This is a genomic window from Chitinophaga sp. (assembly GCF_036569125.1).
Lineage (GTDB): Bacteria > Bacteroidota > Bacteroidia > Chitinophagales > Chitinophagaceae > Chitinophaga.
Map to the genome: position 1 here is coordinate 20,302 of NZ_DATCRF010000302.1, position 7,002 is coordinate 27,303.

The 7,002-nt window shown below is 44.1% G+C and carries 6 protein-coding genes; 1 reads left to right on the forward strand and 5 read right to left on the reverse strand.

The window, feature by feature from the left end; genetic code table 11:
* Entirely contained in the window at positions 1 to 1,113 is a 1,113-nt protein-coding gene (gmd, locus tag VIM87_RS11200) for a GDP-mannose 4,6-dehydratase (RefSeq protein ID WP_331997076.1), read from the reverse strand.
* A gap of 180 nt (positions 1,114 to 1,293) precedes the next feature.
* Here gmd and VIM87_RS11205 point away from each other — a divergent pair, with 180 nt between their 5' ends.
* Positions 1,294 to 2,421, forward strand: a complete 1,128-nt coding sequence (locus tag VIM87_RS11205) for a sialidase family protein (protein ID WP_331997077.1) — start codon at positions 1,294 to 1,296, stop codon at positions 2,419 to 2,421.
* 4 nt (positions 2,422 to 2,425) lie between these two features.
* On the opposite strand, the gene VIM87_RS11210 is transcribed toward VIM87_RS11205, so the two are convergent.
* The 4 genes from VIM87_RS11210 to VIM87_RS11225 form a co-directional block, all read right to left on the reverse strand.
* Positions 2,426 to 3,541: a glycosyltransferase family 4 protein gene (locus VIM87_RS11210; protein ID WP_331997078.1), complete on the reverse strand. Its 1,116-nt coding sequence runs from the start codon at positions 3,539 to 3,541 to the stop codon at positions 2,426 to 2,428.
* Positions 3,541 to 4,419 (reverse strand): glycosyltransferase family 2 protein, encoded by an 879-nt coding sequence (locus VIM87_RS11215; protein ID WP_331997079.1) that lies wholly within the window; start codon positions 4,417 to 4,419, stop codon positions 3,541 to 3,543. Before VIM87_RS11215 ends, VIM87_RS11210 begins: the two co-directional genes overlap by 1 nt.
* Positions 4,420 to 4,475: 56 nt before the next feature.
* Entirely contained in the window at positions 4,476 to 6,395 is a 1,920-nt protein-coding gene (locus VIM87_RS11220) for a DUF4838 domain-containing protein (protein WP_331997080.1), read from the reverse strand.
* A 19-nt stretch (positions 6,396 to 6,414) separates the two neighbouring features.
* Positions 6,415 to 7,002 (reverse strand): hypothetical protein (locus VIM87_RS11225; protein WP_331997081.1); only part of this gene is annotated, 588 nt, incomplete at its 5' end.

Sequence of the window (7,002 nt, forward strand, 5' to 3'; positions counted from 1 at the left end):
TTATTCAAATTGGTTCAATACTTTATAACCGGCATCTTTCAGCACTTTTTCCCGCTGGAATAATTCAATGTCCGCCGCTACCATTTCCTTTACTAACGCAGGCAGGTCGTATTTTGGTTTCCAGCCCAGCTTCGTTTGTGCTTTGGTGGGATCGCCTATCAGCAGGTCCACCTCCGTGGGGCGGTAATACCGCGGATCAATGGCTACTATTTCCTGGCCGGGTTTTAACGCGGTTACGTGCGCGGCTACACTTTTAACAATGCCGGTTTCGCTTTCCGCAGCACCTTTAAAGTCCACTTCCACCCCCGCTTCTGCAAAGGCCATTTTAATAAAATCCCGCACCGTAGTGGTGATACCGGTAGCTATTACATAATCTTCCGGCTGCTCCTGCTGCAATATCAGGTACATGGCTTCCACATAGTCTTTGGCATGGCCCCAGTCGCGGCGTGCATCCAGGTTACCCATAAACAGCTTATCCTGCATGCCGGCTGCTATTTTGGCTACGGCCCGGGTAATTTTACGGGTCACAAAAGTTTCGCCCCGCAGCGGGCTTTCATGGTTGAACAGGATGCCGTTGCAGGCGTACATGTTATATGCCTCCCGGTAGTTTACGGTGATCCAGTAAGCGTATAGCTTGGCTACGCCGTAGGGGGAACGGGGGTAAAAAGGTGTTTTCTCCGACTGCGGCACTTCCTGTACCAGGCCATACAGCTCAGAGGTAGATGCCTGGTAGATCTTTGTTTTTTGCATAAGCCCCAGCAGCCGAACGGCTTCCAGTATGCGCAAGGTGCCAATACCATCTGCATTGGCCGTATACTCCGGCGTTTCAAAGCTTACTTTCACATGGCTCATGGCGCCCAGGTTATAGATCTCATCCGGCTGTACTTCCTGTATAATACGTATCAGGTTCGTGGAATCCGTAAGGTCGCCATAGTGCAGCTTAAAGTGCACATTGGTTTCATGCGGGTCCTGGTACAGGTAATCTATACGATCTGTATTGAACAAAGAGCTGCGGCGTTTGATGCCGTGCACCTGGTAGTTTTTGTGCAGCAACAGATCGGCCAGGTAGGCGCCGTCCTGGCCGGTTATACCGGTTATGAGAGCAGTTTTCATACTTTTTTCGTTTAAACGGCAGGAAATATAGAATTAACAGCTACTAACATCAAAATGTTATATTTTGTATGACCAAGTTATTTAATATTACGGTGCTTTTTCCCGTTTGGGAAAAGGTAATTTTGAAATAACTTTAGAAAAAAATCTTCCGTCAAACAAAGCCCTGTCCTGTCTTATAAAATGAAACGTATAATTGTTCCCGTTTTCCTCCTGCTGATCATAGCAGGTTTTGGTTGCAGTGGAAAAAGCGACAAAGCAATTGAAAATGCAAGAGAAGTTGTGCTGATGCTTACACCCGGTATTAATAATCCACGAAATAGTGAGGGTGATTTTATTACCTTAAAGGACGGCCGCATACTTTTTGTTTATACCCATTTTACCGGTGATTCTTTTGAAGATCATGCTCCCGCTTATCTTGCCGGACGGTTTTCTTCAGACAGCGGGAAAACCTGGACCAAAGAGGATCAGACGATCGTTTCAAATGATGGCGGAATGAATGTAATGTCCGTATCACTGGTAAGATTGAATAATGGTAATATCGCTTTATTCTATCTTAGAAAAAACTCGCTATCCGACTGTATTCCAATGGTCCGTATATCAAAAGATGAAGCCCAGACATGGGGAGAAGCTACTCCCTGCATCAGCGATCAGAAGGGTTATTTCACCATTAATAACAATCGCATTATTGCATTGAATAACGGCCGCTTATTAATGCCCGTATCACGGCATCAAAGGAATAATGAGCCATTTAGTTATAAGGGGGTTTCCATGTGCTACATCTCTGATGATAATGGTGTAACCTGGAAATCCAGCAAAACAGTGCCCAATCCTAATAATGTTTTAACGCAGGAACCAGGGGTGATCGCTCTGAAAAATGGTAACATAATGATGCTGATGCGTACGGAGGAGAATGTACAGTATATGTCATTTTCTAAAGATAGTGGCATGACCTGGACGCCGATAGCGCCTACTACTATCAGCTCTCCCTTATCACCGGCATCTATTTCCAGGATACCGTTAACCGGTGACCTGATGCTGGTTTGGAATGATAATAATGGCACCACCCCTGCTACAAAAACCCGGCGCACCCCTTTTAATATTGCACTTTCAAAAGATGAAGGCGCTACCTGGATGCCGCCTAAAACCATTGAGAACAATCCGGATGGAAGTTACTGTTATACGGCTATTCATTATGTAGGCCGGTATGTATTGCTTAGTTATTGCGCAGGCAGTTACTCTCAGCGAACACCTCTTTCCGTTACCTGTATTGCCCGTGTAAAACTCAGCTATCTCTATGATCGTAAGTAGCAGATCACAGAGACACAGCTATCAGATCCTCATAATATTGCAATACTAATTTTTCATGAAATTCGGCCGTAACTTTTTCGCGGCCGTTCATGCCCATTTGTTTTAATTCATCGTAAGTCTTAGACAATATTTTCTCCATTTGCTCCGCCAGGCTGTCACTGTTCTTTGAAGCACAGATATAACCGTTATAACCATCTGTTACTACTTCCCTGCATCCCACATTATCGGTGGTTATAATAGGCATTTCCAGGCTGGCAGCTTCCAGCAGGGCCCTGGGTACGCCTTCCCGGTAATAGGATGGCAGCGCAAAACAATGGGCCTTTACTAAAAAGCTCTTTACATTATCTGTAACCCCCAGGTATTCCACCACTCCTTCTTTCACCCAGCTTTCGATCTGCTCCCGGCTGATGGATGAAGGATTCAGATCATCAATAAATCCCAGCAGCTGAAACTTTACATGAGGATGCTTTTCCTTTACCTTTCTTGCCGCATCTATATACACACCTACACCCTTGTCCCACAACATTCTTGCAGAAAGAATAAATGTGAACCCATTATCCAGGGAGGGATAAGGGGCATCCCGTTTAAAGTGTGCGGTATTAATACCTTCACCCGGTAATACCTTGGTCTTATTCTCTGGTACTATGTTTTCCTGTACAAACAGTAACTGATCGTCTTTGTTTACAAACCACAGCTCCTGGCTGTTCTTAGCTGCCTGTTTATAAAGTCGTTTTACAATCCCATTCAGGACGCCCTTTTTCAGAAAAGCATAGCCGGCACCAGAAACAACGGCTATAGAACGTTTTGACAGCTTTCCCGCTGCCAGGCTGCCATAAATATTAGGCTTAACGGTATAATGAAAGATGAAATCGGGATCTATCCGGATGTATTCATTCTTTAGGAATGCCTGGTACTGCAGGTCACTAATGGGGTTTGTACCTTTATTACTTAACTCTGACCGTATGTAGGTAACTCCGTGTTCAACCAGCCGGGCAGTATAATCGTCATAATTAGCAATGCAGTACACTTTAAAACCTTTGTCCTGCAGCAGATGAATGATGCTTAACCGGAAATTATACAGATACCAGGAAGTATTGGATACAAGTATTACACTCTTCATTATTGAATATTCATTATTAGTCTTACGCTATTGATTTTTTCCATGATCTGGTTTACCATTGCCTGCTCTGCGGCAGTTAAAGGCTGGTTCCTTTTTCTTGATAAATAATCATGCTTATTTATTAATGAAAAGGTATTGTATAAAAGCACCTTTAGCCTTGATTTAAGCAATTCCAGCTGCAGCGCTGTGGGTGAAAGAACAGCTGGGCCATATTGCCGGAATATTTTACGGATGGTGGCAGAGCTTTTAGCGTAGTTCTTCACATTTACTTTGCCTTCACGTACAATATATAATGGTTCTGCTATCCTCGCAAACTTGGAATGGGCATAGGTCCGGCACCAAAGCTCGTAGTCCTCTGCCCGTATAAAATCCTTATTATAGGGATTATTTAAAAACCAGGAACGTTTGCCTACTACGCTGGCATGCAGTAACATGGCATGCCGTAAAATATGTTCGGGATTGGTATTAATAGGTTCCAGTCCCCGCTTACCCCTGGGTTTTCCTTCTTCGTCAATAGACCAGGTGCCGGTATCTACCAGGTCTACATCCGGGTGTGTCAGCAGATAGCTCACCTGTTTTTCCAGCCGTTCAGGGTCCATCAGGTCATCGGCATCCATACGTGCAAGATATTTACCTTCTGCCAGCTGTGCGATCTGGTTTAGCCGGTATATTAACCCTTTGTTGGTGCCATCGGCTACCAGGCGCACCCGGGGATCATTAATGGCTGCCGCCAACGCGGATGATCCGTCCGTGGAACCATCATCCAGCAGGATCAACTCCCAGTCCTGGTAGGTTTGTGCAAAGATTGATTTTAATGCTAATTCTAAGGTTGATCTGTTATTATAAAAAGGTAATCCGATTGTTAAAACTGGTGTCATAGCATTAAATATATAATTTCCTGATACCAGTCATATCCCTCATAACCGACAAGTATCTATTTAAACTTTTCATTCGCATATTTGGTGAAGTCTTTATTAAAAGAATCTACCGTGGTAGGGTATTCCGCCATTTTTTGTATGCCATGCTTCTTACACATTCCTACAAAATAATCCAATAATTTCATTATACTCTCATCTGAATTGTAACCTACCGACCGGGCGTTGAAGTTTACCTGGCCTCCGCCAGCGCTGCTAAAACCTAAAGCCCGGGCATTATTATTACCGCTGTTATTAGCAGCCAGTGTTTTTTGGGAGATCTGTACCATTTTCGACATTTCCAGCATTGCGTACATTAAAGGCAGCCGGGCCACTTTTACCCGTTCCAGCACATCCGGTTGGTTTGCTACCGCACTTTCCGCTTTATCAAAGAAATCGTTATATGACTTTAACAAGGCCGGGGCCAGATATCCTTTATAGTGTTTATGCGGATGGTCCTGCGATAATAAGGGAATATTGGACTTGACCACTGAGGTGGCCATCAGGTCAATATACTGCCGTATGTAAGGCCCTGCCTGGCCATAATAACCATTCAGGAAATCGTTCATAATTTTATCTACATCGGCATCCGGGTTCCATAAAAGTTTGGCTAACAAGTAAGCGCGCAGTTCAGGGAACTCGCCGCCCGGCGCAATATTCCCCTGCTCAAAAAGATTATTAATATTCTTATTTTCTGCAAAGTATTTAATATTTGGCTGCAGGGTATGAAAATTGGGGAACGGGCACATTAAATAGGGAAAGTCCGTTACATAATCCCATATCCTTATGTTCTTAGTCAGGGTCAGCCATTCGTCCAGCCTTCTGCGGAAGGTCTTTGCTTCATTGGATTGCGCGGTAGCATAAGACTCAGCCCTGCTTAAATAATAGGGCCCACATTCAACAATCATTACATTACGGGCCGGCGTAATTCCCTGAGGCGGTTCCTCATAATGCAGGTATGCCTGCGTAGCAATAGTTTTATCGGGGAAGCGGGCGGCTATCTTGTTTACAAAAGTTAATAAGGTGCCCATTGGAGAACCTGCTTTTTTATTAATAGCTTCACAGCGGTCGCAGTGGCAATAGTTCTCCTTCAGGTTATCATTGGCGGCCACAGACCATACCTTACTATCCGGATAACGTTTCATAAGCGCAGCAAAGTTCTTCACATATTCTTCAAACATATTATCATCCGTGAGGCACAATTGGTCCGGCGTTCTTTTACCATTATTTAGTGAAAAGTACTCCGGGTGGCTTTGAAAATACGTTTTGGCGGGAAGTACATAAGAAAAGGACGAGGACCATATTTCTCCCCACAGGCGGCTGGTACCGGCTATTTTATCAGGCGCATCAAAGTGATCCAGCTTTTGCCAGTTCATATAGGTCTCATCATAGGTATCCGAGTAGTAGAGATCACGATATTGAACACCCGGTACTTCACGGTCTTTGATATTAGCCAGGGTGATAGAGTTTTTTTTGGGGATCGTCACAACATCTGAGCTATACATCCTGCATCCTAAATATGATTCCAGGAAAGTATAAACACCATAGAGCACCCCTTTATCCTTATTGGCAATAATCACCAGGTGGTTATTAACGGTTTGAATCAAAAAACCATCATCGCCCAAACCTGAAGTAGAAACATTAATACCCAGCTGTTTAAGGTGCGCACTGTTCCCCACCAGTATTTCTTTGCCGGATGCAGCCGCATTATCTCTCATAACCGGAAGGTCTGCTCCGGATACCGCCTTTATGTATTTATCCATCTCCGAAGCAGCCTTTACTACCAGCGGGCCTGCATCGACCGATATTACAATAGAGTAATTGCTCTGGCCATTTTTAACCAGCGGCAGCTGTCCGTAAGTGTCACAGGAATCAGTTAGTAATAATACAGCAGTGATCACTGCTGAAGCAACAAGCATGGTACCAAAATACTTTTTCATCTTTTCCAGATTAAGTAAGTTATACTTTTGTGTAAGCTCCCTTCATCAAGGCTTCCCTTTGATCTTCCAACGTATCATTTCCCCATCCGAATTTACAGACCAATATATTCAGCATAAAAAGTGGTGTCCATAGTATTACTACACTATTCAGAAATAATAGGGTTGCCAGCATATAATTATCATTATTCCTTGTACAAAAAATGACAAAGCCTATGACTAATATTGCTCCTATTACCCCCTCCTCCACTAATAGCTTGATATATTGATTAGATTCTGCTATTTCCGAGTTATTCTCAATAAACCCCGGCGCCCTCCCTACAGCCAGCTCTACTATATTAGCAGTGGCCATAAACAACAGGCTGGCCTCTGTTCTCTTTTCACGGTCACCCAGGGAAGATGTTCCTAATTTGTCCCCGATGAGGTCCGATGGTATAAAAAGGGCCACCACCACCATCACTACCAGAGAAACCCTGATCGTTCGTTTTATAGTTTGTTCACGGAACGATAGGTTCTTCATAATGTATTTTGCACAGTTAACAGAAAAAAGCACGCCAAAAACTACCCATGCCCCGGTAGAGAAGGTGCACATTGCCCCGGCAAACACCAG